The sequence below is a fragment of the Microbacterium sp. CIAB417 genome, from assembly GCF_022788845.1.
Genome location: NZ_JAHZUT010000007.1, coordinates 135,167 through 160,296 on the forward strand (window position 1 = coordinate 135,167; position 25,130 = coordinate 160,296).

22 protein-coding genes are annotated in these 25,130 nt (G+C 70.6%); 10 read left to right on the plus strand and 12 right to left on the minus strand.

What is annotated here, in order from left to right:
* Nucleotides 1–26: 26 nt before the first annotated feature.
* The 4 genes from KYX17_RS25680 (at nucleotide 27) to treZ (ending at nucleotide 7,010) form a co-directional block, all read left to right on the plus strand.
* Nucleotides 27–506, plus strand: a complete 480-nt coding sequence (locus KYX17_RS25680; protein ID WP_243231228.1) for a glutaminase — start codon at nucleotides 27–29, stop codon at nucleotides 504–506.
* Between the two features lie 157 nt (nucleotides 507–663).
* Nucleotides 664–2,877 carry a glycogen debranching protein GlgX gene (gene glgX, locus KYX17_RS25685; RefSeq protein WP_243231232.1) on the plus strand — a complete coding sequence of 738 codons (2,214 nt, stop codon included), beginning with the start codon at nucleotides 664–666 and terminating at the stop codon, nucleotides 2,875–2,877.
* Between the two features lie 12 nt (nucleotides 2,878–2,889).
* Entirely contained in the window at nucleotides 2,890–5,238 is a 2,349-nt protein-coding gene (gene treY / locus KYX17_RS25690) for a malto-oligosyltrehalose synthase (RefSeq protein WP_243231235.1), read from the plus strand.
* A gap of 29 nt (nucleotides 5,239–5,267) precedes the next feature.
* Complete coding sequence (gene treZ, locus KYX17_RS25695) at nucleotides 5,268–7,010, plus strand: malto-oligosyltrehalose trehalohydrolase (RefSeq protein WP_243231237.1); 1,743 nt, start codon at nucleotides 5,268–5,270, stop codon at nucleotides 7,008–7,010.
* A 99-nt stretch (nucleotides 7,011–7,109) separates the two neighbouring features.
* Here the strand turns inward: treZ and KYX17_RS25700 are convergent, their stop codons facing one another.
* A complete protein-coding gene (locus tag KYX17_RS25700) occupies nucleotides 7,110–7,709 on the minus strand; it encodes a DUF1349 domain-containing protein (RefSeq protein WP_243231239.1) in 600 nt (199 codons plus the stop codon).
* Nucleotides 7,710–7,945: 236 nt separating this feature from the next.
* Here KYX17_RS25700 and KYX17_RS25705 point away from each other — a divergent pair, with 236 nt between their 5' ends.
* Nucleotides 7,946–8,989, plus strand: a complete 1,044-nt coding sequence (locus KYX17_RS25705; protein ID WP_243231240.1) for an isopenicillin N synthase family oxygenase — start codon at nucleotides 7,946–7,948, stop codon at nucleotides 8,987–8,989.
* Between the two features lie 159 nt (nucleotides 8,990–9,148).
* Nucleotides 9,149–9,940, plus strand: a complete 792-nt coding sequence (locus tag KYX17_RS25710) for a tryptophan-rich sensory protein (protein WP_243231241.1) — start codon at nucleotides 9,149–9,151, stop codon at nucleotides 9,938–9,940.
* A gap of 8 nt (nucleotides 9,941–9,948) precedes the next feature.
* On the opposite strand, the gene KYX17_RS25715 is transcribed toward KYX17_RS25710, so the two are convergent.
* The 3 genes from KYX17_RS25715 to KYX17_RS25725 form a co-directional block, all read right to left on the minus strand.
* Nucleotides 9,949–10,671, minus strand: coding sequence for a GMP synthase (locus KYX17_RS25715; RefSeq protein ID WP_243231243.1), 723 nt, complete (start codon nucleotides 10,669–10,671; stop codon nucleotides 9,949–9,951).
* A gap of 45 nt (nucleotides 10,672–10,716) precedes the next feature.
* Nucleotides 10,717–11,457, minus strand: coding sequence for a LysR family substrate-binding domain-containing protein (locus KYX17_RS25720; RefSeq protein WP_243231244.1), 741 nt, complete (start codon nucleotides 11,455–11,457; stop codon nucleotides 10,717–10,719).
* Between the two features lie 289 nt (nucleotides 11,458–11,746).
* Nucleotides 11,747–12,154, minus strand: a complete 408-nt coding sequence (locus KYX17_RS25725) for a transferase (RefSeq protein WP_243231245.1) — start codon at nucleotides 12,152–12,154, stop codon at nucleotides 11,747–11,749.
* Between the two features lie 186 nt (nucleotides 12,155–12,340).
* Here KYX17_RS25725 and KYX17_RS25730 point away from each other — a divergent pair, with 186 nt between their 5' ends.
* Nucleotides 12,341–13,057, plus strand: coding sequence for a YitT family protein (locus KYX17_RS25730; protein ID WP_243231247.1), 717 nt, complete (start codon nucleotides 12,341–12,343; stop codon nucleotides 13,055–13,057).
* 284 nt (nucleotides 13,058–13,341) lie between these two features.
* On the opposite strand, the gene KYX17_RS25735 is transcribed toward KYX17_RS25730, so the two are convergent.
* The gene (locus KYX17_RS25735; RefSeq protein WP_243231249.1) at nucleotides 13,342–14,124 is read right to left on the minus strand and encodes a DNA-formamidopyrimidine glycosylase family protein; all 783 of its coding nucleotides are present in this window, start codon (nucleotides 14,122–14,124) and stop codon (nucleotides 13,342–13,344) included.
* Nucleotides 14,117–18,736 carry an ATP-dependent helicase gene (locus KYX17_RS25740; protein ID WP_243231253.1) on the minus strand — a complete coding sequence of 1,540 codons (4,620 nt, stop codon included), beginning with the start codon at nucleotides 18,734–18,736 and terminating at the stop codon, nucleotides 14,117–14,119. Before KYX17_RS25740 ends, KYX17_RS25735 begins: the two co-directional genes overlap by 8 nt.
* 124 nt (nucleotides 18,737–18,860) lie before the next feature.
* Between KYX17_RS25740 and KYX17_RS25745 the strand changes: the two genes are divergently transcribed.
* Together KYX17_RS25745 and KYX17_RS25750 are read left to right on the plus strand one after the other, a co-directional pair.
* Nucleotides 18,861–19,187 (plus strand): hypothetical protein, encoded by a 327-nt coding sequence (locus KYX17_RS25745; RefSeq protein ID WP_243231255.1) that lies wholly within the window; start codon nucleotides 18,861–18,863, stop codon nucleotides 19,185–19,187.
* A complete protein-coding gene (locus KYX17_RS25750; RefSeq protein ID WP_243231259.1) occupies nucleotides 19,187–19,513 on the plus strand; it encodes a hypothetical protein in 327 nt (108 codons plus the stop codon). The genes KYX17_RS25745 and KYX17_RS25750 overlap by 1 nt, the downstream gene beginning before the upstream one ends.
* Here the strand turns inward: KYX17_RS25750 and KYX17_RS25755 are convergent, their stop codons facing one another.
* The 6 genes from KYX17_RS25755 to KYX17_RS25780 form a co-directional block, all read right to left on the minus strand.
* Entirely contained in the window at nucleotides 19,514–19,894 is a 381-nt protein-coding gene (locus KYX17_RS25755) for a twin-arginine translocase TatA/TatE family subunit (protein WP_243231262.1), read from the minus strand.
* Nucleotides 19,875–20,672 carry a twin-arginine translocase subunit TatC gene (gene tatC / locus KYX17_RS25760; RefSeq protein WP_243231265.1) on the minus strand — a complete coding sequence of 266 codons (798 nt, stop codon included), beginning with the start codon at nucleotides 20,670–20,672 and terminating at the stop codon, nucleotides 19,875–19,877. The genes KYX17_RS25755 and tatC overlap by 20 nt, the downstream gene beginning before the upstream one ends.
* Nucleotides 20,669–20,902: a twin-arginine translocase TatA/TatE family subunit gene (locus KYX17_RS25765; RefSeq protein ID WP_243231268.1), complete on the minus strand. Its 234-nt coding sequence runs from the start codon at nucleotides 20,900–20,902 to the stop codon at nucleotides 20,669–20,671. The genes tatC and KYX17_RS25765 overlap by 4 nt, the downstream gene beginning before the upstream one ends.
* Nucleotides 20,903–20,917: 15 nt before the next feature.
* Nucleotides 20,918–21,874 carry an intradiol ring-cleavage dioxygenase gene (locus KYX17_RS25770; protein ID WP_243231270.1) on the minus strand — a complete coding sequence of 319 codons (957 nt, stop codon included), beginning with the start codon at nucleotides 21,872–21,874 and terminating at the stop codon, nucleotides 20,918–20,920.
* Nucleotides 21,875–21,961: 87 nt separating this feature from the next.
* Nucleotides 21,962–23,629: an ATP-binding cassette domain-containing protein gene (locus KYX17_RS25775; RefSeq protein WP_243231282.1), complete on the minus strand. Its 1,668-nt coding sequence runs from the start codon at nucleotides 23,627–23,629 to the stop codon at nucleotides 21,962–21,964.
* 180 nt (nucleotides 23,630–23,809) lie between these two features.
* Entirely contained in the window at nucleotides 23,810–24,451 is a 642-nt protein-coding gene (locus KYX17_RS25780) for an alpha/beta hydrolase (protein ID WP_243231284.1), read from the minus strand.
* A 67-nt stretch (nucleotides 24,452–24,518) separates the two neighbouring features.
* Between KYX17_RS25780 and KYX17_RS25785 the strand changes: the two genes are divergently transcribed.
* Nucleotides 24,519–25,130, plus strand: coding sequence for an NUDIX hydrolase family protein (locus KYX17_RS25785; protein ID WP_243231285.1), 612 nt, complete (start codon nucleotides 24,519–24,521; stop codon nucleotides 25,128–25,130).

The window sequence follows — 25,130 nt, forward strand, 5'->3', positions numbered from 1 at the left end:
GGCCGCAGCGCGGTTAGGCTCGGCGCGTGGACGCCGTGGCCGAACTGCTGGATGCGGCCCGGCGCGAGCTGGGCGCGGTGCCGCGCGAGGCGCTGGGCGCGTGGCGCAGCCGCCGCATCCTCGGCATCCCCACGGCGCCGCGCATCGTGCCGGCAGGCTCCGCATGGCACCTGGGCGTCCTGCTGCTGACTGAGGACGCCGTCCTCGCGACGGGTGAGATCATCCGGGCGCGCGAGGAGGTGCGGCGCGGATTCGCGGCCGAGTCGCAGCGGGAGCGGGCCGCGATCGCCGCGGCAGCCTTCCGTGGCGGATTCGCCGAGGGGCAGAGCGTGCACGTCGGCTGGCAGGCGATCGATCCGGACACGGTGGATGCGGCATCCTCACCGCTGCGCCTGGGCGCCGACGGGCCTCTCGTGCGCTGGAGCGCGGCGGGCGGGTTCATGCCGCTGGGCGCCTACCTCGCCGAGCGCGTGGCTCTTGCCCGCACCCCGCCCGCGGGAGCGTGATCTCGCCCTCGGATCCGGAGTCCTCACGGTGGTCCGCGTCAAGCCCCGCACCCGCCTCATCCTGATGAGCCATGCTCCGGTGGTGACCGACGAATCCACGCCCCCCGCGTCCATTAGGGTGAAAGCCCCTGCATCCGATGCCTCGGGAGGCGACGACGTGCACACCTGGCCCGGATCGGCATATCCCCTGGGGGCGACGTACGACGGGAACGGTACGAACTTCGCCCTCTTCAGCGAAGGGGCCGAGCGGGTCGAGCTGTGCCTGTTCGATGACGACGGCGTCGAGACCCGGCACGACATCATCGAGGTCGACGCGTTCGTCTGGCACGCCTACCTGCCCAACATCGGCCCGGGGCAGCGTTACGGCTACCGCGTGCACGGCCCCTACGACCCCGCATCCGGCAAGCGGTTCAACCCGAACAAGCTGCTGCTGGATCCCTACGCGAAGGCCGTGGACGGTCAGATCGATTGGGACCAGTCGCTCTTCGGCTACGACTTCGGCGACCCGGACTCGCGCAACGACGACGACTCCGCCGCCCACATGATGAAGGGCGTGGTCATCAACCCCTTCTTCGACTGGGGTGGAGACCGCCAGCCGAAGACGCCCTACTCGGAGACCTTCATCTACGAAGCTCACGTGAAGGGGCTCACCCAGCTCCACCCCGGGATTCCCGAGGAGATCCGGGGCACGTACAGCGCGATCGCGCATCCGGTCATCATCGAGCACCTCAAAAAGCTCGGCGTGACCGCGATCGAGCTCATGCCCGTGCACCAGTTCGTCGACGACGACACCCTGCAGCAGAAGGGGCTGTCGAACTACTGGGGCTACAACACCATCGCGTTCCTCGCGCCGCAGAACACGTACTCGTCGACGGGCGAGGTCGGGCAGCAGGTGCAGGAGTTCAAGGGCATGGTGCGGGCGCTGCACGCCGCGGGCATCGAGGTGATCCTCGACGTGGTCTACAACCACACGGCCGAGGGCAACCACCTCGGGCCCACGTTGTCGATGAAGGGCATCGACAACGAGGCCTACTACCGGCTCGAGGCCGACGACAAGCGCTACTACACGGACTACACCGGCACCGGCAACAGCCTCAATGTCGGCAACCCGCACGCGCTGCAGCTCATCATGGACTCGCTGCGCTACTGGGTGCTCGAGATGCACGTCGACGGGTTCCGGTTCGACCTGGCCGCCACCCTCGCGCGCGAGTTCTACGAGGTCGATCGCCTCGCAGCCTTCTTCGAGCTCGTGCAGCAGGATCCGATCGTCAGCCAGGTGAAGCTCATCGCCGAGCCGTGGGATGTGGGACCCGGTGGGTACCAGGTGGGCAACTTCCCGCCCCAGTGGACCGAGTGGAACGGCAAGTACCGCGACACGGTGCGCGACTTCTGGCGCGGCGAGCCCGCCACGCTCGGCGAGTTCGCCTCACGTCTGACCGGGTCCGCGGACCTCTACGAGAACTCCGGGCGGCGGCCCGTCGCATCCGTCAACTTCGTGACCGCCCACGACGGCTTCACCCTCCGTGACCTCGTCTCGTACAACGAGAAGCACAACGAGGCGAACGGCGAGGACGGTAACGACGGTGAGTCCCACAACCGCTCCTACAACTTCGGCGTCGAGGGTCCGACCGACGACGTCGAGGTGCTGACGCTGCGCGCCCGTGCCCAGCGCAACTTCATCGCGACGCTGCTGCTGAGCCAGGGGATCCCCATGCTGCTGCACGGCGACGAGCTGGGTCGCACGCAGGGCGGCAACAACAACGGCTACGCGCAGGACAACGAGATCACGTGGGTCGACTGGGAGAACGTCGACCTGCCTCTGATCGAGTTCACCGCAGCGCTGTCCCGCCTCCGCCGCGATCATCCGACGTTCCGACGCAGCCGCTTCTTCGACGGTCGTCCGGTGCTGCAGGAGGAGGACGCGCCCGTCCCCGACATCGTGTGGCTGCGTCCCGACGGCACGCCCATGCGGCCCGAGGACTGGGATTCCGGCTTCGGCCGTGCCGTGGGCGTGTTCCTCAACGGCAACGGCATCCGCGAACGCGATCGCCGCGGCGAGCAGATCATCGACAGCCACTTCATCGTGCTCTTCAACGCGGGCGACGAGCCCGTCGAGTTCACGCTGCCGAACGTCGACTTCTCGCCCGAGTGGGACGTGCTGGTCGACACGGCCGGCAACCGCGCCGACTCGGAGCCCGTCCGCCCGGGCGACGTGCTTCCGGTCGAGACGAAGTCGCTCATCGTGCTGCGCGAGCACCACGAGAGTGAGGCCGAGCCCGATCACTCCGTCGCCGCATCTCTGACGCAGAACCTCACGGTCCCTGTCGACGAGGTGCCGGGCGCTGCTCCCAAGTCCGAACTCCCGCACTGACCCGGAGGACGCATGCTGCCCGCCTCGACCTACCGCCTGCAGATCCGTCCGAGCTTCGATCTGGATGCGGCTGCCGCTGTCGTGCCCTACCTCGCCGACCTCGGCGTGGGGTGGGTGTACCTGTCGCCGCTGCTGAAGGCGACGACCGGCTCCGATCACGGCTACGACGTCGTCGATCCCTCCCTCGTCGACCCCGCCCGCGGCGGAGGTGAGGCGCTCGATCGGTTCGTGGCCGCCGCCCACGACGCGGGGCTCGGGGTGCTCGTCGACATCGTTCCCAACCACGTGGGCGTCTCGATCCCCCGCGAGAACCCGTGGTGGTGGGACTACCTGCGCCTCGGCGAGGCGTCCGAGCGCGCGGCCGCGTTCGACGTCGACCGCGCGCTCGACGATGGCCGGGTGCGGCTGCCGATCCTGGGCGCTCCGCTCGCGGAGGTGATCGGCGAGATCACGATCGACCTGACACCCGCTCCGGACGCCCCCGACGGACTCCTGCGGTACTACGACCACGAGCTGCCGCTCGCCCCGGGCTCGCTCGACGGGCTCGAGCCCGACGACGTCGCCGCGGTGCTCGACCGGCAGCACTACGAACTGCGCTTCTGGCGCGACGAGGTCGCGCTGCTGAACTACCGCCGGTTCTTCGCCGTGACGACGCTCGCCGCCGTCCGCGTCGAGGACCCGCGCGTCTTCGACGACGCGCACGTCGAGATCCTGCGGTGGGTGCGCGAGGGGCTCGTGGACGGCCTGCGCGTCGACCACCCCGACGGCCTGCGCGACCCGGGCGGATACCTCGCGCGCTTGGCCGAGGTCACGAACGGTCTGCCGGTCTGGGTCGAGAAGATCCTCGAGCACGGCGAGGAGCTGCCCTCGTGGTGGCACACCGTCGGCACGACCGGTTACGACGCCCTCGGCGAGATCGAGCGTGTGCTCGTCGACCCCGCGGGTCGTGCCGGCCTCGACGCGCTGGATGCGCAGCTGCGCATCGAGACGGGTCTCCCCTCGGCGCCGTCGTGGGCCGAGCTCATCCACGGCACGAAGCGTCAGATCGCCGACACGATCCAGGCATCCGAGGTTGCGCGGCTGGTGCGCCTACTGCCGATCCCCGTTCCCGGTGCCCGAGAGGCGCTGGCCGAACTCCTCGCACTGTTCCCGACCTACCGCAGCTACCTGCCTGCGGGGCGCGCGTGGCTCGACAACGCGGCGGAGGCCGCATCCGCTGCGCGTCCGGAGCTCGCCGAGGCGATCGCCGCCCTCGTGCCGCTGCTCGCCGACGGCTCGAGAGAGCTCGCGCAGCGCTTCCAGCAGACGACCGGACCGGTCATGGCCAAGGGCGTCGAGGACACCGCGTTCTATCGCTTCACCCGTCTCGGGTCGCTGACCGAGGTCGGGGGAGACCCCTCCGAGTTCTCGCTCGATGTCGCCGGGTTCCACGAGGCGTTCGCGCGGCGGCAGGCATCGTGGCCGCACTCTCTCACCACGCTGTCGACGCACGACACGAAGCGGGGCGAGGATGTGCGGGCGCGCCTCGACGTGCTCGCGGAGATCCCCGAGCGGTGGGCGGAGACGCTCGACGCGCTGCGCGAGATCGCGACGACCGGTCACGGCCCGTTCGACGCGCTGCTGTGGCAGGCCATCGTCGGTGCCTGGCCCGCGAGCGCCGAGCGGCTCCACGCCTACGCCGAGAAGGCCGCGCGCGAGGCCGGCGACGCGACCAGCTGGCTCGACGTGAACGAGGACTTCGAGCGGCGGATACATGCCGTCGTCGATGCCGCCTTCGGCGAGGCGCGCCCGCTCGTCGAGTCGTTCGTCGCAGAGATCGCTGCGGCCGGGTACTCGAACGGCCTGTCCGCCAAGATCCTCCAGCTCACCGGACCCGGCATCCCCGACGTGTACCAGGGGTCCGAGCTGTGGGAGCAGTCGCTCGTCGACCCGGACAACCGTCGCCACGTCGACTTCGCGGCCCGCGCCGCCACGCTCGCACGACTGGATGAGGGACTCGTGCCGCCCGTGGACGACACCGCGGCCGCCAAGCTCTTGCTGGTATCCCGCGCCCTGCGCCTGCGCCGCGATCGACCCCACCTGTTCACCCGCTACACGCCGGTGACCGTGACCGGTGCGGCCGCCGAGCACGCGGTCGCCTTCGACCGCGGCGGTGCGATCGCGGTCGCGACCCGGCTGCCGATGGGCCTCGCGGCTCACGGCGGATGGGGCGACGCGACCCTCCTGCATCCCGCCGGCGCCGTGCAGGACGAGCTGACCGGCCGGATCTTCGACACCGAGCAGATCCCGCTCGCCGAGCTGCTGGCGACCTACCCGGTCGCGCTGCTCGCGCCGGTCGCGCTCGCGGCACCGCGCGGATGACGATCGACCCACGAGACGAGGACGAGACGATGATCGAGCTCTGGGCGCCCAAGGCGCGGCGGGTACGGATGCGCTCGGGTGCCGACCTGACACGCGAGAGGGAGCTGACGGCCGAAGCCGACGGATGGTGGCGTGCACCGGTGGATCTCACCGACGGCGAGCGCTACGGGTTCGTGCTCGACGACGGCGAACTGCGCCCCGACCCGCGCTCGCGCCGCCAGCCCGAGGGCGTGCACGCGGCATCCGCGTGGGTCGATACCGCTGCATTCGCGTGGACGGATGACGCATGGACCGGTCGCCAGCTGGCGGGGGGTCTGATCTACGAGCTGCACCTCGGCACGTTCACGCCCGAGGGCACGCTGGATGCGGCGATCGAACGTCTTCCCCACCTCGTCGAGCTGGGAGTCAGCCACATCGAGCTGCTGCCGGTGAACGGCTTCAACGGCGTCTGGAACTGGGGATACGACGGGGTCGCCTGGTACACGGTGCACGAGGCCTACGGCGGACCCGCGGGATACGCGCGCTTCGTCGACGCGGCCCACGCCGCGGGTCTCGCCGTCGTGCAGGATGTGGTCTACAACCACCTCGGCCCGTCCGGCAACTACCTCCCCGAGTTCGGCCCGTACCTGCGGGAGGGCACCCGAAACACGTGGGGCGACTCCGTCAACCTCGACGAGCCGGCTGTGCGCGCCTTCATCGTCGAGAACGCGCTGATGTGGCTCCGTGACTACCACGTCGATGCGCTGCGACTGGATGCGGTTCACGCGCTGCACGACGAACGGCCCGTCCACATCCTGCGCGAGATGGCGGAGGCCGTCGACGCACTGTCGGCGCACGTCGGCCGCCCGTTGACACTCATCGCCGAGAGCGACATGAACGACCCGACGCTGATCCTGCCGCGCGAGGCCGGCGGCTACGGGCTCGCCGCGCAGTGGAGCGACGACTGGCATCACGCCGTGCATGTCGCGCTCACCGGCGAGACGAGCGGCTACTACGCGGACTTCGCCGCATCCGATGCGCTCGAGAAGGTGTGGACCCGCGGGTTCTTCCACGACGGGACGTACTCGTCGTTCCGCGAGCGTCACCACGGACATCCGATCCCCGCGGAGGTTCCGACCTGGCGTCTCGTGACCTTCGCCCAGGACCACGACCAGGTCGGCAATCGCGCGGCGGGCGACCGGCTGAGCGCGACGCTGTCGCCCGACCGGCTCGCGGTCGCCGCCGTGCTGACGCTGACCGCGCCGGGCACACCCATGCTCTTCATGGGCGAGGAGTGGGGCGCATCGACACCGTGGCCGTTCTTCACCTCGCATCCGGAGGAGTGGCTCGGTGAGGCGGTGCGGAAGGGCCGGGCGGAGGAGTTCGCGAAGACGGACTGGGACGATTCGGTCGTGCCCGACCCGCAGGATCCGGCGACGTTCCAGAGCGCCAAGCTCGCGTGGGACGAGGCCGAGTCGGGTGACCACGCGCGCATCCTCGCGCTCTACCGCGACCTGGCGCGGCTGCGGCGCGAGCGGCCCGAGCTCACCGACCCCGCGTCGGCGCACCTGTCGGCGGCGATCGAGCGACCGGATGCGGCGCCGTCTGCCAGGCGGTTCGTGCTGGGGCGCGGGGCGCTGCGGATCATCGTGAACCTCGCGGCCGATCCCTGGGACGTGCCGCTCGCCGCGGCGGAGAGCGTGCTGCTGGCCACCGTGCCGGTCTCGCCCGCCGCCGGCACGGTCTCCGTCCCGGCCGACGCCGCCGTGGTGCTCGGCCCGCTGCATCCCTGAGCGCGCTGCACCCCGCCGAATGAGCATTCGTTCGCCGAGTGAGCATGCAATGGGGTGCTCACTCGGCGAATGGATGCTCGCTCGGCGAACCGGTCGGGCTCAGCTGCCGTTGCGCACGTCCGCGAGCTGTGCGCGAACCAGCGAGATGTCCCGGAAGCGAGCGGTTGCCGCCGGCCCCATGGGTGCCTGCGACATGAAGCCGATCCGGGGGCGCGTCGACGCGTTCAGCCGGAACTGGCGAACGAAGTGCCAGACGGCGCCGTCCGTCGAGTAGTGGAAGGCGTACGCGCCGCCGGCGAGGCTCGAGACCCGGAGCCAGACCGACCCCTCAAGGATGATGGGGCCGTTCGCGTCGTCGGAGAAGCGATCCGTCACGACGCTGACGACCATCTCCTCACCCTGGGGCGAGTACTCGAAGCAGAGCTTCGCCCAGCAGTCCTCGTCCACCCATAGGGTGAGCACGGCGGCGTCGAACGTCGTGCGCGGGGCATCCACCGACACCCGGGCGGACAGCTGGAACGGCTCGTCGATGTCGAAGGCGAGGCTTGCGGAGGTGTGCGACGGCGGCGCGCCGGTCGCGTCGTTCGTCCAGTCGACCTCCGCCTCGGAGGTGAGCACCAGCACATCGCCCTCCCGGTGGTGCTGACCCTCGCTGTGGGTCCAGGTCAGGGGCGGCAGCCCCGGCAACTCAACCGTCATGGTGGAGATCCCCCTTCATCGCGAACCCCTCCGAATCTACAAGCGCGCCGCGCCGTACCCCGACCGGGAGCACCGTGGCAGATGTAACGCGGGGGAAACGCGGGCCGTCTAGCCTGGCGGCAGCGTTCATGTAAACACGCGCCGCGGCCCTCGCAGCCGCGGTGGGAAACCGTGAAGTGGCTGCCTCGATACCCATCGATCGCCCTTCCGAGGGCGATCCCCACCCAGGAGTCGCCATGACCTTCCACGTCCCCCTCGTCGACATCACCGCGTACGTCGCAGACGGCAGCCCCGAAGCGAAAGCCGCCGTCGCGCGCGCGATCGATGAGGCCTGCCGCACCGTCGGCTTCATCCAGATCACCGGACACGGCATCCCGGATGCAGTCACCGCCGGCCTGACCGATGCGATGGACCGCTTCTTCGCCCTCGATCTGGAGCAGAAGAAGACCTATCGCACGCCCCCGCAGATCAACCGCGGCTACAGCCCGCCCAAGTCCGAGTCGCTCAGCCTTTCGCTGGGCGTCGAGTCGGCGAACCGGATGAACGACTTCTTCGAGGCGTTCAACGTCGGTGCCGCGCAGGCGGACTATCCCGCATCCGCGGACCTTCCGCAGCCGGAGTACGCCGACAACATCTGGCCCGACGTCGACGGGTTCGAGGCGCAGGTGCGGGCCTACTTCGCCGAGGCTGCGCGTGTGGCACGCACGATGACGCGCATCTTCGCGGATGCGCTCGGCCTGGAACCCGACTTCTTCGACCGGCGCACCGGGCACTCCCTCGACGTCATGCGGATGAACAACTACGCGCTGCCGCCCGGGACGGACGTCACGCTCGACGGTGACCTGGTCGGCATGGGCGAGCACACTGACTACGGCATCGTGACGATCCTCTGGGCCGACCAGGTGAAGGGACTTCAGGTGCTCGGCGCCGACGGCTCGTGGAACGACGTCGCTCCCGCTGACGGCGCGCTTCTCATCAACCTCGGCGACGTGACCGCGCGGTGGACGAACGAGCGGTGGATGTCGACCCTGCACCGGGTGAAGCCGCCCGTGATCGACGGGACGATCGAGCGACGCCGATCGGCCGCGTTCTTCCACGACGGCGACGTCGACGCGCTGATCGAGACGCTGCCGTCCTGCATCGACGCGGAGCACCCCGACCTGTACGAACCCATCACCGTGGGCGACCACATCCGTGCGAAGCTCGCGGGCTCGCGCGAAGGGAAGGCGAACGAGAAGGCGGAGCGGGAGTCGCAGCGGGTGCTCTCGAGCTACCGCTGAGCTCTGCGCGTCGATCCAGCCGCCGAAGGAGTATCCGTTCGTCGAGCGAGTATGCGATGGAGTGCTCACTCGGCGAACGGGTGCTCGCTCGACGACGCAGGCCCCGGCGGACGCTGTCAACCCCTGGTGCAAGATAGCTAGATTATCTAGCGTTGTGGGATGAACGTCGCCACCTCGCGCTCATCGGACATCACGCGCCAGATCGTCGTCCTGGCCGCGACCGGATTCATGCTGGTCGCGGCCATGGTCGGCACAGGCCTGTTCGGCGGCACGGCCGTGCAGGATCTGCAGGACGGTGCCCTCGACGCCGACGCGAGCTACCTCGCCCCCGCGAGACAGGCCTTCTCGATCTGGTCGGCGGTCTACCTGGGCCTCATCGCCTACGCCATCTGGCAGGCACTGCCGGGTCAGCGGGGGAGTGAACGGCAGCGACGCCTGGGCTGGTTGATCGCTCTGACCGAGGTGCTCAACGGACTGTGGCTCGTGTCAGCGCAGTTCACCACGCTGCCGCTGACCGTGCTCGTCATCGTGCTGCTTCTCGTCGCCCTCGCGATCACCTGGCGTCGAGCCATCACGCAGCCGCGCGAGGGCGCCGTCTCTGCCGTGCTGATCGACGGTGTCACGGGACTGCACCTCGGATGGGTGACCCTCGCGACGGTGGCGAACACCGCCGCGTGGCTCACCCGCCTCCTCCCCGCCGGCGCCGAAGAGGCGGCCGATGTCTGGGGCGTCGTCGTGCTGATCGCCGTGGCGGCGATCGGATGCGGCATCGCCTGGTTCGGCCGCGTCGCCCCCTCGCTCGCTCTCTGCTGGGGACTGTCCTGGCTCGCCGTGGGTCGCCTGACCGATCAGCCGCACAGCGCGGCGATCGGCACGGCCGCCGTCTGCGCCGCCGCTCTCATCGCCCTCGTCACCGTCGTGCGTGTCGTGCGGCGACTGCGCCGGGGCTGACGGCCGGCTCAGAGGCGCGCGAAGGCGTGCAGGATGCGCGCGGGCTCGGTGACGGGCGATGCCAGCACCCGCGCCGCGACCGCGTCGAACTCGCTCGGATCGAAGTACCCGCCGTCGCGATAGATCCGCATGCGGGCCGTGAAGTCGGTCGGTGTGAGCTCGGGGTGGAACTGCGTCGTGTACAGGCTCTCGCCGACGCGGTAGGCCTGCACGGGGCAGTCCTCGTTCGTGGCGAGCAGCACGGCATCCGGCGGCAGGATGTCGGTGCCCTCCTTGTGCGCCGTGAACGCGTCGAATCGCTCGGGCAGGCCGCCGAACACCGGGTCGTGGTGTCCCGCATCCGTCAGGGTGACGGTCGTCGCTCCCGTGCCCTCGGGATACGTGTCGGCCACGGTGCCCCCGAAGACGCGGGTGACGACCCCGATGCCGTAACAGGTGAACATCGCCCGCGTCGCGCCGGATGCGGCGGCCTCTGCCACCCGGGCGAGGTCGTCCTCCACCCGGATCTGCACCGCGCCCTTGTCGGGCGTCGTCACGTTGAACGGGCTGCCGCCGACGACGAAGCCCGCATAGCGATCGAGCACGTCGGTCGGCAGGCGGTCTGCGATCAGATCCCACGCATGGAGCCCGTCCGCGTCGCGCCCCATCGCGACGCGGAACGACCCCCACTCCGCCTGGGCCGCATCCCTCTGCGGCCGCGCGCAGAGGTACAGCAGCGGGCGGGGATCCATCCTGCGATTCTATGGCGCTGCTGTGGCGGCCTCCACGGTGTCGGCTCAGTCGCGCGACGACTGCGCGGTGCGGCCTCTGAAGATGCCGATGAAGGTGTCGACGAGCGGCGACGCATCCTCGCGCGGCCACGCGAACCCGACGGGCGAGGGTGCTGCGCCCGAGAGCGCCCGGTACTCCACGTCCTTGCGGTGGTGCAGCCGCGCCAGCGACATCGGGACGATCACGATGCCCACACCGGAGGCGACGATCTCGATGGCATCCGCCGTCGTCGACGGTGCCGCGAAGGCGGGCGCGACGGTGCCCGCGACATGCGGGTCTACGACGTCGTCGGCCGGGATGATCAGCACCTCGCCCTCGAGGTCCTCGACGGTGAGCTCCTCACCCGCGGCGAGGTGCGAATCGGCCGAGAAGGCGACGACGACGGTCTCCTCGTAGAGGCGGATGAGGTGCCAGCGCTCGGTGTCGACGGGCGGGCGGACCAACGCTGCATCCACCCGGCCGCTCTGCAACGCCCCCTCCTGCGCGGCGACCTCGAGCGGCACGAGCTCGAGCGGCGTGCGTGGCATCCGCTCCTGCCAGATGTCGATCCACTTACCGGGTGTGGCTCCCGGGATCGCGCCGAGGCGAAACGGCCCCTCGGGGATCGGGGGAGCCGGGGCCGGCTCGGGCTTCTTGGCTGGGGGGCGGGGTGCGCCGCTCTTGGTCGGCCGATGTGCGGCGGTGCTGCGGGCCGACGCCGAGCGTGCGGGCTTCTTTCCGCCCCTCGGTGCCCCTCGACCAGCCATGCCCCCAGGCTATCCCGCCTCCGCTCCGTGGCTCATGGTGTGGTCGCGAGGGGCGTCACCGTTCGTAGCTCGGACCGGTGCGGTGCATGGCCGCCGAGCGGCGACACTTTCCCGCATCCGCCACAGACGTTCGCTGTCGCATCTGCGCAAAGCTGTGGCATTTGCGCACATGCGACGCAACTCGGGCGCCGACGGAGCGGACCCGAAACGGCAGTTCGCCTGTCACAGATCGAGCCGGCGGGCGCGATCTGGGACAGGCGAACGGTTGGGAGTGACGGATGCGGTGCGCTCAGGCGGCGGAGCGAAGCCCCCGGCGGTCGGTGGCGACGCGCTCACCCTGAGCGATGGTCTGGTCGTCGCCGATCAGCGAACCCCCGGCGACACTCGCGCCGGGGCCGACCTGCGTGCGCACGCCGATCTGCGCGCCGGCGCCCACTCGTGCGCGGGAGCCGATGTGCGCGTGCGGCGCGATCTTGACCTTCGGACCGATGACGACGTCGCTCTCGATCCACGCGCCGCGGCCGACGTAGACGTCGGCGGCGATCTGCGCGCCGGGCTCCACATAGGCGCCCGCTTCGACGACGGCCGTCGGGTGGACCTTCGCGCCGTTCGCGATGAGCCCACGTCCGTTGACGTGCTTGCGGTAGCGCAGCATCTCACCGCGCTCGTTCTCGATATCGATGTAGTTCTTGCCCACGATCGCCTCCTCCGGACCTCGAGGTGCCAGCACTGATTGAAACGATCCGGTGCGGGATTTCATTCCCGACCCGGCACTCTTCCGGCCTTGAACCTTATTCGGAGCCGACGGGGGATCGGATGCGGGTTGCGCCGCGCGCTCCGACGACGTCATCGCGGCGTGGAGCAGCCGCATCCAGGTGGCACGATGGACGACGTGAACGAGCCGCATCCGGAGTCCGCCGAGCCATCCGCCGACGCGATGGAACCGGAGCTCGGCGCACGCGCGAGCGCCCCCGAGACCGCGTCGACACTCGTCTTCGACGTCAAGCAGACGGCGCACAGTGTGCCCGAGGACATCCTCGGCATTCTGACCGGAACCTTCGCTGCCTCGCTCGGTCTCTACCTGCTGCAGTCGGCGGGCTCGGTCACCGGCGGCACCGCGGGCGTCGCCCTGCTGTTCGACTACGCGACGTCGTGGCCGTTCTGGTTGATCTTCGCCGTCGTGAACCTTCCCTTCGCCGTGCTCGCGATCTGGAAGAAGGGATGGGATTTCACGCTGCGGACGGCCGTCTCGATCGCGCTCGTGTCGGGGTGGTCCATCGTGCACCACGCTCTCCTGCGCATCGAGAGTCTGGACCCGATCTACGGCACGCTCGGCGGCAACCTCCTGGCCGGCGTCGGTCTGCTGATCCTGTTCCGACACAAGGCGAGTCTGGGCGGGATCAACATCGTCGCGCTCCTCATCCAGGAACGCACCGGCTTCCGCGCCGGATGGACCCAGCTGATCCTGGACCTCGTGATCATCCTGATCTCGCTGCTGGTCATCCCGGCCCCCGCCGTCCTGCTGAGCGCGATCGGCGCCGTGCTGCTGAACCTGGTCCTCGCCATGAACCACCGCCCCGGCCGCTACATCGGTCACTGACATTCCGGGCCGTCAGTCACCGGCATCTCCCGCATCCTGAGGCGCGGATTCCCGCAGCATGTCCCACTTGCTGCCCTGCTGGGCTTGGATTCCCGCGGCATGTCCCACTTGCTGCACTTTTGGGACGTGATTTCTGCGCAAAGTGGGACATGGCCTGCGGCAACGGGGACATGGCCTGCGGAAAGTGGGACATGTCCGGGTCGTGACGAAGGGGCGACGACGGGCCGTGGAACTCAGCGGCCGGCAGCCGGCGGGTCAGGAGGAGCCGTTCAGGGAGCGAGAGCTCAGGCGGGCGCCGGTTGGCAGCGCGGGCACCAGAACACGTTGCGCTCCGCCGTGGGCGAGGCGCCCAGGGCCGTCTCATGGATGAGGGTGCCGCACCGGCGGCACGGTTTGCCGGCGCGACCGTACACCCAGGTGCGCTGCCCGGCGCGGTCCTGGCCGGTGAACGTGCGGGCCGGACGATCCCGGTTGGCGCGGATCATGCGGGCGCCGGTCTCGATCAGCCCGGCGGCATCGATCTCGTTCGCGGGCGTCTCCGGGTGGATGCCGCGCACGAACAGCAGCTCGTTCGCGTAGACGTTGCCGAAGCCCGCCACGTTGCGCTGATCCAGGACGGCCACGTGGGCGGCGCGCGCGTCCGCTGCGAGCCTGCGGGCGGCCTCCGCCGCATCCCACGCATCGCTGAGAGGGTCGGGGCCGAGGTAGCCGACGAGCTCATCCTCCCGTGCCGTCGGCACGACCTCGATCATGGCCAGGTCGAAACCCACCGCATCCGCTGCGGCGACGCCGACGATCGCGCGTGCCTTGAAGGCGGGTTTGCGCCACCGGGCTCCGGGCGCGTAGACGTGCCACTCGCCCTCCATCTTCAGATGCGAGTGGAGCGTCTGATCGCCGATGCGCGCCAGCAGGTGCTTGCCGCGCGGCACGACCGCGTGCACGATCTGACCCCTGAGGTCGAGCGTCGCGAGCTGGGGCACACGCAGATCGAACCGTTCGACGACGCGCCCGGCCAGTGCGGCGTGCAAGCGGGCCGCCGCGCGATAGACGGTATCGCCCTCAGGCACGCGTCGACCGCTCCGCTCGCGCCGCATCGCCCGCGGTGAGACGACGCAGCGTCAGGCCTCGGGTGGACTCGACGAAACCGGCGTCGCGCAGCAGGCGACCCAGCACCGTGCCGAAGACGAAGGCGCCGTCGACCTGCTCGATCGTGAGGGTCTCGAGCCTGCCGGCGCGCGCGGTCTGAGCCAGAGACGCCGCCGCGGCGGCCAGTGCGTCCTCGTCGTCGGTGAAGCTCAGCGCCGTCTTGCCGCCGCGCTCCAGATACAGCACGAGTTCGCCGTCGACGAGCACGACGAGCGCTCCCGCCTTGCGTCCGGGGCGATGCTTGACGCCATCGCGCGCCGGCCAGCCGAGCGCCGCGCCATAGGGGTTGGCGGGATCGGTCGCCGCGAGAGTCACGCCGTGGCGAGGCGGTGGGTCGCCCACCGCGGCGAACTCGCGGAGCCGGTCGATCGTCGCCGAGGCGGCGAACTGCGCCGCTCCCAGCTTCTCGATGAGATACCCGCGTCGGCAGTGCCCTGCCTGCTCGAACTGGGCCAGCACGCGGTACGCCTGGGCGAAGCCTCCGGGCAGGCCCTCGTTCTGCACGGACCCGCGGGTCACGACCCCGTAGCGATCGAGCAGCAGCGATGCCGCCGCGGTGTGGCGCAGCGTGGGGTCGCTCTCCGGCGTCGGAAGCAGCGACCAGCGTCCGCCGACGGATGCGGGCCGCGCCGGAGCCGTCGGACGCGGCATGCTCGTGCCTCGGAACATCCGCGCGCGGGGTGCCCGGCGGGCCACCCGATGCGCCTGGGATCCGCCCGAGAGCAGTCCGCGCACCGGGGCGAAGGTGTCGTTGGTCACCCGACCCGCCCACGCCAGTCGCCAGAGCGCATCGACGACGGATTGCTCGTTCTCCGCCTGCGCGAGCTCGCGCACCTGTGCGGCGAAGTACGCGCCGCCGGCGGCGAGGACGTCGAGGATGCGGGCGTCGAGCGAATCGGCCGCGACCTCGTCCTCGGGGACGGCCAGGGTGAGCGATGCCGCGTCGGCGGGATGCAGTGACACCCATCCGTCGCGACCGGGCAGCGCGCCGTGGCCGGCCCAGACGACCTCCCCCGTGGCGGTCAGCTCGTCGAGCATCGACGGCGTGTAGTCCCTGACCCGCGAGGGGAGGACGAGGGATTCCCAGGCGCTCGCCGGGATGGGGACCCCGGCGAGCTGCTCGATCACGGCGAGGGTGCCGTCGATCCCCTCCAGGGGCCGGGTCACGTGTTGCCACACCGGGAGGAAACGAGCGAAGGCGTCGGGGGAGACGGGCTCGACGCTGCCCCGGATGGCGGCCAGCGACCGCATCCGCAGTCGTCGGAGCACCTCGCTGTCGCACCACTCGGTGTCGTCGCTGCGGCGCGCGGTGGACTCGGGAAGGAAGAAGCCGCTCGTGACCCGGCCCGACGACTCCAGGCGCTGAAGCGTGTGCCGTGCGACAGCCACCCCGACGCCGAAGCGGTCGGCGACCTGATCGGCAGTGAACGGACCGTGCGTGCGGGCGTGTCTGGCGACGAGGTCGCCGAGCGGATCCGCCACCGGTTCGAGGAACGCGACGGGCAGTCCCACCGGGAGCGCGGCACCGAGCGCGTCGCGCAGCCGGCCCGCATCCTCGATCGCGGCGATCCGCTCCGACCCGGCGATGCCGACCCGGATCGCGCGACGGCTCTCGACCAGGTCCGCAGCGTACTGCGCCGCCTGCTCGCCGTCGGTCAGGCGCAGTGCCAGCTCGTCGACGGCGAGAGGGCCGAGCAGGCGCAGCAGATCGGCGACGCCCTCGGCGCCGTGCGCTTTGCGTTCGTCGTCGAGGCGCTGCGCCTCGCGTTCGAACTGCGCGATGACGTCGGGATCGAGCAGCTCGCGCATCTCGATCTTGCCGAGCAGCTCGCCCAGCAGCGCGGGATCGACCGAGAGCGCGGCGGCACGGCGCTCGGCCAGCGGCGAGTCGCCCTCGTACATGAAGGCGCCGACGTAGCCGAACAGCAGGTCGCGCGCGAACGGGGAGGGCTGCGACGTCGTCGTCTCGACCAGGCGGATGCGGCGGTCCGCGATCTTGCGGGCGATCCCGGTCAGCGCCGGAAGGTCGTAGACGTCTTGCAGCACCTCGCGCAGCGTCTCGAGGATGATCGGGAACGTGGGGTGGCGGCGGGCGACCTCCAGCAGCTGCGCCGAACGCTGGCGCTGCTGCCAGAGAGGACTGCGGCGGTTGGGATTCGTGCGCGGCATGAGCAGGGCGCGGGCGGCGCACTCGCGGAATCGCGAGGCGAAGAGGGCGGAGCCTCCGACCTCGTCCGTGACGATCTGCTCGAGCTCGTCCGGGTCGAACACGAACAGCTCTGCACCCGGCGGCTCCGCCTCGGCATCGGGGACGCGGGCGATGATCCCGTCATCGCTGGCCACGGCGGACCCCTCGACCCCCAGTCGCTCCCGGATGCGGGCGTTCACCGCCAGCGCCCACGGGGCGTGCACCTGCATGCCGTACGGGGAATGGAGGATGACGCGCCAGTCGCCGACCTCGTCGCGCCCGCGTTCCACGGTGAGGGAGCGATCCGTGGGGACGGAACCGGTCGCCTCGCGCTGCTCGGCGAGGTAGGCGAGCAGATTGTCTTGCGCGAACGCATCCAGCCCGGCCTCCGACAGGCGCTCCCTGGCGCGAGCCGGCTCGGCCGCGGACACCTCGCGCGAGAAGGCGCCGAGTGCTTCGCCGAGCTCGGCCGGCCGACCCAGCCCGTCGCCGTGCCAGAACGGAACCTTGCCGGGCTGGCCGAATGCGGGCACCACGTTGACGCGGTCGTGCGTGATCTCGACGATGCGCCAGCTGGTCGTGCCGAGGGTGAACACGTCGTTCACCCTCGATTCGTAGACCATCTCCTCGTCGAGCTCTCCGACGCGCGCGTTCTGGCTCTCGCCCGCGACGAACACGCCGAACAGCCCCCGGTCGGGGATCGTGCCGCCGCTGGTCACGGCGATCCGCTGCGCGCCCGGGCGACCGGTGAGCGTTCCGTGATCGCGGTCCCACACGAGCCGCGGTCTGAGCTCCGCGAACTCGTCGGACGGGTAGCGGCCCGCCAGGAGATCGAGCGTCGCCTCATAGGCGGAGCGGGGGAGCGTTCGGAAGGGCGCGCTGCGTCGGACGGTCTCGAACCAGTCCTCGACCTCGATCGCGCCTCGCGCGGCGGCCGCGACGGTCTGCTGGGCGAGGATGTCGAGCGGGTTCTGGGGCACGCGGATCGACTCGATCCGACCCGCCAGCATCCGCTCGGTGACGATCGCGGTGTGCAGCACGTCGCCGCGGTGCTTCGGAAACAGCGCCGCGCGGCTCACCTCGCCCACCTGGTGACCCGCGCGACCGATGCGCTGCAGTCCGGAGGCTGCCGACGGCGGCGCCTCGACCTGGATCACCAGGTCGACCGCTCCCATGTCGATGCCGAGCTCGAGACTGCTCGTGGCTACGACGCAGCGCAGCGCGCCCGACTTCAGCTCGTCTTCCACGATGGCGCGCTGCTCCTTGGAGACCGAGCCGTGGTGTGCCTTGGCGAGCACCGGCTCCGCGCCGGCGGTGGCCCCCGCCTGCGCCATCACCGCCGCGGGCACAGCGGGGTCGGGCAGATCGAGCCCCAGCCGTTCGCTGTAGATCTCGTTGAGGCGTCCGGTGAGGCGCTCGGCGAGGCGGCGGGAGTTGGAGAAGACGATCGTCGAGCGGTGCTGGAGGATGCGGTCGACGATCGCTTCCTCGACGTGCGGCCACAGCGATCCCGTGACCTCGGTGCTCTCGCCCCCGCCGGAGGCGAACCAGTCCTCGCCTTCGCCGTCGGGCTGTTGCCCCGGTGGCGGCGGCGGATGCAGCATGTCGTCGACCGGCACGACGACCGTCATGTCGAACGCCTTCGTGGCGCGAGGCGCGACGATGTCGACGGGGGCTGCACCCCCGAGGAAGCGCGCGACCTCATCGATCGGACGGACGGTCGCCGACAAGCCGATGCGCTGCGCCGGTTTCTCCAGCAGTGCATCGAGGCGCTCGAGGCTGACGGCCAGATGCGCACCGCGCTTGGTGGCAGCCACCGCGTGCACCTCGTCGATGATGACGGTGTGCACACCGCGCAGGGTCTCTGACGCCTGGCTCGTGAGCATCAGATAGAGCGACTCGGGCGTCGTGATGAGGATGTCGGGCGGGTCGCTCACGAGCTTGCGTCGATCGGCGGACGTGGTGTCGCCCGAGCGCACGCCGACGCGCACATCGGGCGCGACGAGGCCCAGGCGTCGGGCCGACTGCCCGATTCCCACGAGCGGGGAGCGGAGGTTGCGCTCCACGTCGACGCCGAGCGCTTTCAACGGCGAGATGTACAGGATGCGGGTGCGCGGTGCATCCTTCGCCGGAGCGGGGGACGCCGTCCGCTCGCGGAAGACGCTGTCGATCGCCCAGAGGAAGGCGGACAGGGTCTTTCCGGAGCCGGTGGGAGCGACCACGAGCGCGTGGCGCCCCTGCGAGATCGCGTGCCAGGCTCCTGCCTGCGCGTCGGTGGGAGCGGCGAAGGCGCCCCGGAACCAGTCCTGCGTGGCAGGCGAGAACTCGCCGAGCACATCACTCACCCGATCATTGTGGCCGTAGCCGCCGACACCCCGGCGGGGATTGCGCTCAGAGCGCAGGCCTAAACGCCTGTCGCGCCCAGGTCAACGGGGTGCGCGATCGGAGCCCCGTGCCTAGGGTGCCGGGATGGACACGAACAACGAGAACGATCGCCCGATGCGCTCCTCGGTGTGGCGCATTGTGGCCTTCGCCGCCATCATGCTGGTCCTGGCCGGCATCATCTGCGGCTTCACCGCCGCCATCACCCAGAGCGTGGTCGCCGCGATCATCACCGGCGCCGTCGTCGTCGTGCTCGGCGCGCTGTGGGTGCCCCGCGTTCTGCGCGATTCGCCGCCGCCGGAGCACCGCCCCGGCGAGCGACCCGGATACGAGCAGTACGGACCTCTGGGTCAGCCGAACACGGTGGGGCTCGGCAACGCGGGCGGATCTTCGACGTCTGGGGGGACGAGCTGATGGCCGGTACATCCGAGCCCTATGACGAGCAGCAGTCGCTCCGGCGTCCATCGATCGGCGCGATCCTCGGGGTGGTCCTCGGGATGCTGGCACTGGCCGCCGTGCTCGCCGTCGTCCTCGGCATCGTCACGCAGAGCCTCGCGGTGATCTTGGCCGTCGTGGTGGTGATCGGGGCGCTCACCGCCGTGTGGGTGTGGCGCATGATGCGCGGCGTCGGCTCGTCGGTGCGTCCGATCCAAGACCACCGTGCGACGGGCGAGCACGGGCCCTACGGCCAGCCGGGCGCGCCCGGCATCGGCGGAGCGGGGCGCGACGGCGGTCGCTGATCAGACGTCGCCCTCGCTGGATGGCTGCGTCTCCCGTACCCTCACGCGTCGGGGGTGGGCCGAGGTTCCCTCGATCCGCCACCTGATCGGCGCGGACGTCGCTGGGTCGGCCGCTGCAGCGACCGCGGGAACGTCGGGCGCGGTCAGCGCCTCACGGACGATACGGCGAGGGTCGTACTGGCGGGGATCCAGCTCGCGCCAGTCCTCCTGGCGCAGCCCCGTCTCCGCGATCACCCGATCGCGGCCCTCCTCGATCGCGCCGCGCGCCCTGCGGAGGAACTGAGCCAGAGCTCGAGCAGCCTCCGGCAGGCGATGCGGGCCGAAGACGAGCGCCGCGAGGAGGACGACGAGCAAGAGCTTCTCAACCGTGAGTCCGAACACGGGCCTCTCCTCTCGAGGTCGGGGTCTGACTCTTCCGCCGCGCGTCGAGGCGGTCATGTGCGGCTGCGACCGCCCATGCGCCGGCGAAGAGCGCGACGAGGGGGATGGCCACCACGAACATCGACAGGATGTCCGCGGCAGGGGTGGCGATCGCGCTGAAGAGAACGATGGCCACAACTGCCCATCTCCAACTCCGAGCGATGGTGCGTGCGGGGAGGATGCCGAGTGCGTTGAGCAGAACCAGCAGAACCGGCGCGACGAAGGCGATCCCGCACAGCACCACGATCTTGAGGACGAAGTCGACGTACGTCGATGCGTCGAGGACGGTGGAGTCCTCCGCAGCGGCGAAGGAGCTCAACAGCTCCACCATGTGCGGGAACAGTGCGAGGCCGAAGGCCGCGCCGACGAGGAAGAGCGGTAGCGCGGCGGCGAAGAAGCCGAACATGTAGCGCTTCTCCCGACGGGTGAGGCCGGGGGCGACGAATCCGAAGATCTCGGCGATCCACACCGGGCTCGACAGGGCGAGCCCGGCTATGAGGGCGACGCGCAGCCGCAGATCGAAAGCCCCGGTGATGCTCGTGTAGTTCAGGCTCGCGTCCCGTGTCGCCGCGATCTGCTCGATCGGCACGCGCACGATATCCAGCAGGGTGCCGGAGAGGGCGAACCCGACGACAACGCCGAGCACGATGGCCACCGTCGCCCGCGTCGCCCGCTGTCGCAGCTCGCGCACGTGCGTGCGAAGCGGCATGCCGGCCGGCGGTGCGACGGTGGCGCTCATGAGCCCGAACCGGTGCGGAGACGGTCGTCGGTCCCGCGCTGCGCGGGGGCGAGGTCGACGCCCTCGGCCGCAGCCGGCGCCGCGACGGAGGGCTCCGTCGATTCGGACCGAAGGATGCGGACCGACTGGCCCACACTGCGCGCGAGCGCCGGCAGCTTGGCGGCGCCGAAGATGAGCAGGACGATGGCCAGCACGATGAGCGCGTGCCATCCGGTGAGGTTCTGGAACAAGACGGATCCTTTCGGTCAGCGGCCGCCGCCGGGCGCGGCGCCGGCGGAGGGAGTGGTGGTGGTGTCGACGCGGACGGTGAGGGTCGCCGTGTGGCCGCTGGTGGTGTCTCCGGTGACCGTGGCGAGCTGCAGCACGCCCCCGTCCTCGCCGAAGACGTTGTCGCTGGACAGCGAGACCTGGGAGAGGTTGCGGGCCGAGCCGTCGTAGGCGCTCAGCGCGTAGACATCGGCGAGGGGGGCGGCGGGATAGGCCAGCTGCGAAGTGGCGATGGCGTTCGACGCATCGGTGATGTCGTCGATGCTCGGGTACACCTCGAAGTGGATGTGGGGCCAGCGGCCGGTGTAGCAGCCGGGGACGATCGAGGTGAAGGTCACCTGCCCGTTCGCATCGGCTACTTGCACACCGCGCAGCCACGTCTCGTCCTCGACCCCTTCGGAGTACATCGAGTAGCGGCCTTGGGCGTCGCAGTGCCAGGCGTACACGGCGACTCCGGCGAAGGGGGCGTCGCCGTTCGCCATGTCGGTGAGGGTGAAGGTGAAGGTCAACGGCACGCCGTCGACGGCCGTCGAGGAGCCGATGCTGGTGCGCAGGTCGCTGCGCACGATGCCGCTCTGCTCGAGCACGTCGGGTCCGTTGGAGCCGTCGCCCGGGTACGGTCCTGCCGTCTCGTCCGGGATCTCTCCTGCCGGCAGTGCGGTCGTCGTCGTCGCGCTGGTGGACGATGCAGACGCCGTTGCGCTGGGCGTCGACGTCGAGCTTGTGGTGCTGGCAGAGCTGACGGGGGCGCACGCGGCGAGCGCCGCTGTTCCCAATCCCACTCCCACCAGCCCGAGGACTCCGCGCCGGGTGATGAGCGTGCGGACGTCGAAGGGCGCGCCCTGGTCGACGACCTCCTCGTCCGGCCGGTCCAGCAGCCTGCCTTCGTAGGCGGGGCCCTGGGGGGTCTGCTCGGCATCGGGGATGCGCTTCATGATCGTCTCCTGACATGTCGGCGAGCGGTGTTGAAACGATCATGAGAGATCCGATGAGGCGCGCTCTTTGGGATTTCTTTGCGCGCCCTATGATGCGGCGTCGTCCTGTCGCACCTCCCGCATCCCTTTCTCGTCGATCTCGAGGACCGTGTCGATGCTCAGGCGGGAGAGGAACTCGTCGTCGTGGCTGACCACGATCAGCGCACCGCGATACGCGGAGAGTGCGTCGACGAGCTGGTCGACCGTCTCCAGGTCGAGGTTGTTGGTCGGCTCGTCGAGCAGGAGCAGGTGCGGCGGCGGATCGGCGAGCAGCAGACGCGCGAGGCAGACCCGGAACCGCTCGCCGCCGGAGAGGGTGGCGACGGTGCGGTCGACGGTCGCACCCCGCAGCAGGAACCGCGCCAGACGATTGCGCAGCTCCGCCGTCGGCATCGTCGGTGCGGCGGCGGCGACGACCGACAGCACGGTCGCGTCGTCGTCCAGCCCGTCCAGGCGCTGCGGAAGGTACCCCACCCGATCCGTGAGCGGCACCGCACGTGCAGAACTCAGCCAGGCAGGGCCGACCTGCCGTTCGGCGTCTTCGCCCGGACCGGTTCCGACGGAGCCGTGCGCCGTCCCCGTCGCCAACCGCTCAAGGAGGGTCGACTTGCCGGTGCCATTGGCTCCGACGATCGCGATCCGCTCGGGGCCCTGCACGATCCAGGTGCGGTCGCCGTCGCCGATCTCGGCGAGCCGCCTGCCCGCGGCGACCTGCGGATCGGGCAGATCCACGTGCACGCTCTCGTCGTCACGCACGCGCCGCTCCGCCGTCTCGAGCGCGGCGCGCGCGGCTGTCTCGCGATCGGCGACCATACCGCGGAGCTTGCCGGCCGACACCTGCGCCGCATTCTTGCGTCCACCCGCGATGATCTTGGGCACACGCTTCTCGACCTGCGCCTTGTGGGCCGTCCTGGCGCGTCGTGCGAGCGTCGTCTCCGCTTCGATGCGCTGGCGCTTCTCGCGCCGGACGGCGGATGCGGCGGTGCGTTCGGCGGCGCGTGCCGCATCCTGCTCGTTCTCCAGATGCTCGCGCCATGCGCGGTAGCCCCCGCCGAAGCGTGTCAGCCGATTGCGGTACAGCTCCGCCGTCTCCGACATCCCGTCCAGCAGTGTCACGTCGTGGCTCACGACGAGCAGGGCGCCCGGCCAGTCCGTCAGCATGTCGCGCAGACGGGTCCGCGCAACGCGGTCGAGGTTGTTGGTCGGTTCGTCGAGAAGCGTCACCGCCGCCCGGCGGGCCCGCAATCCCGCCGTCGCGACCAGCACCGCTTCGCCTCCGGAGAGCTGTCCGACGCGCCGGTCGAGGGCGTCACCGGGGAGCCCTGCGGCGTCGAGCGCGGCGATGGCGCGCGCTTCGGCGTCCCAGTCGTCGCCGATCGTGTCGAAGTGGCGGGCGTCGACGTCGCCCGCCTCGACGGCGCGGAGCGCGGCCAGCACCTCACCGAGACCGAGCAGGTCCGCGACGGGGCGGTCGGCGTCGAGCGTGAGGCGCTGCGGCAGCACCGCCACGTCGCCGTCGACGCTGAGCTGACCGGATGTGGGATGCAGCTCGCCGGCGATCAGGCGCAGCAGGGTCGTCTTGCCGGAGCCGTTGCGTCCGACCAGGCCCGTGGTGCCGGTGCCGAACGTGCCGGAGACCTCGGTCAGAGCGGCCGTGCCGTCCGGCCACGAGAAGGAGAGGCGGTCGAGGACGACCGCGGCGGAGAGAGCGGGCATGATGCCTCCCGGGATGTCGGTGGAAGCACTGACACCCGGGTGCCCGCGGGCACGGTGATCGACGGGGTCAGCGCGTGGGCTGGAAGCCGTCGAGGAAGTACACCGGTTCGACCTTTCGGAAGGGGCAGGACTCGAAGACCCTACCGAGCGCGGAGGGCGATGTCCAGGCCGAGCGGAGGATCAGCCGAGCTGCCGTTCGAGGAACGCGCGGATGTCGACGAGCTCCTCCGCGCTGACGGAGTGGCCGAGACCGGGGTACAGGCGCCCCGTCAGATCGACGTAATCGGGCAGCCACTGCGCGGTATGGGTGATCAGCGGAGCGGGGATCACGTCGTCGGCGGAACCGCGCCCCCAGAACACCGGCGGGCGCAGCGCTGCGAGCGCCGCATCCGTGTCGAGCTCTCCCGGCGTGGCATAGCCGCTGAGGTTCACCGCGAACGCGAATCGGTCCGGTTGTCGTCGCAGGGCCTGCAGCGAGACGGCGCCGCCCTGCGAGAAACCGAGGAGCCCCACGGTCTCCGCCGTGCTCGTGCGATCCAGCCAGGCGATGAGAGCGTCCGACCCGGCGGTGATCGCTGCCGCGTCGCGGCCGTTGAGACCCTCGATCGGGTACCACGAGTAGCCCGGCGACGGCCACGGCGGCGCGAGCGGCGCGCGCACCGCAGCCATGCGGTACTCGGCGGGCAGATGCGCCGCCAGCGAGAAGAGGTCGCGTTCGTCGCTCGCGTAGCCGTGCAGCAGCACGAGCAAGGGGCGGTCGGCAGCATTGTCGTCGTCGGAGAACAGCACGGCGTCGTCGTCGAGCATCGGGGTGGCATCCATCGCTCCATCCTCTTACCCACCACCCCCATCCGCCATGCAAGGTGGGCGCGTGGGGTATACAGGAGGCATGCCGGTCCGCACGCCCGATCCAGATCCCCACGAGCCCGGCGACGACTCGTCGCGCGATCCCCTGGGTCTCGGGGGGCTGCCCGGGAGCGCCGGCAATCCGGCGTGGCTGAGCGACGTCGAGCTCGCCGAGGCGCGCCGTCGCCTGCCGATGCTCTACGTCGAGGCGATCCCGGTGCGCACGGACGGCATGGGTGTGGTGACGCAGGTGGGCATCCTCTTGCGGGCGACGCCGCTGGGGGAGATGACCCGCACGATCGTGTCGGGGCGGGTGCGCTACGGCGAGACCGTGCGCGACGCGCTCTTCCGCCACCTCGAGAACGATCTGGGCCCGATGGCGTTCCCGCTGCTGCCGCCGAGCCCGACGCCGTTCACGGTCGCGGAGTACTTCCCGCTTCCGGGCGTGAGCGCGTTCCACGACGACCGCCAGCACGCGGTCTCCCTCGCTTTCGTGGTGCCGGTGACCGGCACGTGCGAGCCACGCCAGGACGCCCTCGAGGTGACGTGGATGGAGCCGGCGGAGGCCGCATCCGACGCGCTCGCGGCCGAGATGGAAGGCGGCCGGGGAACCCTCATCCGCCTGGGCCTGGCCAGCGTCGGCGCCTTGCGCTGA

Excerpts from the sequence above, each read along its gene's own strand:
- treY (WP_243231235.1), top strand. The coding sequence starts at position 2,890 with ATGCTGCCCGCCTCGACCTACCGCCTGCAGATCCGTCCGAGCTTCGAT.
- treZ (WP_243231237.1), top strand. The coding sequence starts at position 5,268 with ATGATCGAGCTCTGGGCGCCCAAGGCGCGGCGGGTACGGATGCGCTCG.
- KYX17_RS25700 (WP_243231239.1), bottom strand. The coding sequence starts at position 7,709 with ATGACGGTTGAGTTGCCGGGGCTGCCGCCCCTGACCTGGACCCACAGC.
- KYX17_RS25705 (WP_243231240.1), top strand. The coding sequence starts at position 7,946 with ATGACCTTCCACGTCCCCCTCGTCGACATCACCGCGTACGTCGCAGAC.
- KYX17_RS25710 (WP_243231241.1), top strand. The coding sequence starts at position 9,149 with ATGAACGTCGCCACCTCGCGCTCATCGGACATCACGCGCCAGATCGTC.
- KYX17_RS25715 (WP_243231243.1), bottom strand. The coding sequence starts at position 10,671 with ATGGATCCCCGCCCGCTGCTGTACCTCTGCGCGCGGCCGCAGAGGGAT.
- KYX17_RS25720 (WP_243231244.1), bottom strand. The coding sequence starts at position 11,457 with ATGGCTGGTCGAGGGGCACCGAGGGGCGGAAAGAAGCCCGCACGCTCG.
- KYX17_RS25730 (WP_243231247.1), top strand. The coding sequence starts at position 12,341 with ATGGACGACGTGAACGAGCCGCATCCGGAGTCCGCCGAGCCATCCGCC.
- KYX17_RS25745 (WP_243231255.1), top strand. The coding sequence starts at position 18,861 with ATGGACACGAACAACGAGAACGATCGCCCGATGCGCTCCTCGGTGTGG.
- KYX17_RS25750 (WP_243231259.1), top strand. The coding sequence starts at position 19,187 with ATGGCCGGTACATCCGAGCCCTATGACGAGCAGCAGTCGCTCCGGCGT.
- tatC (WP_243231265.1), bottom strand. The coding sequence starts at position 20,672 with ATGAGCGCCACCGTCGCACCGCCGGCCGGCATGCCGCTTCGCACGCAC.
- KYX17_RS25770 (WP_243231270.1), bottom strand. The coding sequence starts at position 21,874 with ATGAAGCGCATCCCCGATGCCGAGCAGACCCCCCAGGGCCCCGCCTAC.
- KYX17_RS25775 (WP_243231282.1), bottom strand. The coding sequence starts at position 23,629 with ATGCCCGCTCTCTCCGCCGCGGTCGTCCTCGACCGCCTCTCCTTCTCG.
- KYX17_RS25780 (WP_243231284.1), bottom strand. The coding sequence starts at position 24,451 with ATGGATGCCACCCCGATGCTCGACGACGACGCCGTGCTGTTCTCCGAC.
- KYX17_RS25785 (WP_243231285.1), top strand. The coding sequence starts at position 24,519 with ATGCCGGTCCGCACGCCCGATCCAGATCCCCACGAGCCCGGCGACGAC.